The following is a 1124-nucleotide window of genomic DNA, read 5'->3' as shown; positions in this document are numbered from 1 at the left end:
CTATTTTGTGGACGAAAAAAAGACCGATTCAAAGCCCTTTATTGGGATAAAGACGGTTTTATCTTATTATATAAACGGATTGAGAAGGGTAACCTTCAATGGCCAAGAAACCAAGAAGAAGTCAAAAAATTAACCCATCAGGAGCTTCGTTGGCTACTTGAAGGCTTATCTATTCAACAACCTAAAGCCATCAAACCAGCTCAAACAGGATGTCCGATTTAAATCATTATAAAATGGTAATAAAACCTGTATTTTCTATCTAATTTTGGGCATACTAAGCCAAACATGAATCATTTTAGAAAAAGAGGTGAGGCAATTGAGTACGTTTGAATCGAAACTAATCAAAGAAAATCAGAACTTATTAAAGAAACTGGATCAACAAACTCAACGAATCACTGAGCAAGATCAAAAAATTAAACAATTAACTGAACAGGTTGAATTTTTAACAAAAAAGCTTTATGGATCCTCAAGCGAGAAAACTAAAATTGATCCCAATCAACTCTCACTTTTTGAGGATCCTCATTTAGAAAACCACGAAACAAAGACTGAACCCACAGAAGAAATCACGTATCGTCGACGTAAGGTATCCGGTCGTAAAGCCGAGTTAACCAAAGATTTACCCGTTGAAGAAATTCACTGTGAGTTACATGGTGAAGATTGCCAATGTGAGTCTTGTGGTGAAAAGATGAAACCGATAGGAAAGAAAATTATTCGTGAAGAGGTTTGTTTTATCCCAGCCAAGTTATATAAAAAAGTGTACTATTCATACGCTTATAAGTGTGATTGTGGTGATGATTTCTATGAACCACAGCCCATTCAATGTGCTGAAGTCCCTAAAGGACCGATCTAAAGGAGCTTAGCTGGGCCTAGTGTTCTAGCCTGGATGATTCATCAAAAGTATGAATTAAGCCTCCCCCTTTATCGTCAAGAGAAAGAATGGAAGACGTATGGTTTAGAATTAAGTCGACGTACCATGGCGAACTGGATGATAACAGTAGCGAAGGATTGGTTACGTCCACTTTACGATTATTTCGCCAAAATCTTGGTAAAAGAAGAAGTTCTTCATGCTGATGAAACGCATTATCAAGTGTTAAATCGAACGGGTGGACGTGACGCAACATCTC

General features: G+C 37.4%; 3 protein-coding genes. All 3 read left to right on the top strand.

Features of this window, described 5'->3' with window-relative positions; genetic code table 11:
* Nucleotides 1-222 (top strand): IS66 family insertion sequence element accessory protein TnpB (gene tnpB, locus NEH74_RS13490; RefSeq protein WP_262941474.1); only part of this gene is annotated, 222 nt, incomplete at its 5' end.
* 94 nt (nt 223-316) lie between these two features.
* Nucleotides 317-850, top strand: coding sequence for an IS66 family transposase zinc-finger binding domain-containing protein (locus NEH74_RS13485; protein WP_055306070.1), 534 nt, complete (start codon nt 317-319; stop codon nt 848-850).
* Nucleotides 851-883: 33 nt separating this feature from the next.
* Nucleotides 884-1124: IS66 family transposase (locus NEH74_RS13480; protein WP_262941473.1), on the top strand; the 241-nt coding region annotated here is incomplete at its 3' end.

It is taken from the genome of Turicibacter sp. GALT-G1, assembly GCF_025594995.1.
Lineage (GTDB): Bacteria > Bacillota_I > Bacilli_A > MOL361 > Turicibacteraceae > Turicibacter > Turicibacter bilis.
This window is presented reverse-complemented; position numbering and strand designations above follow the sequence as displayed.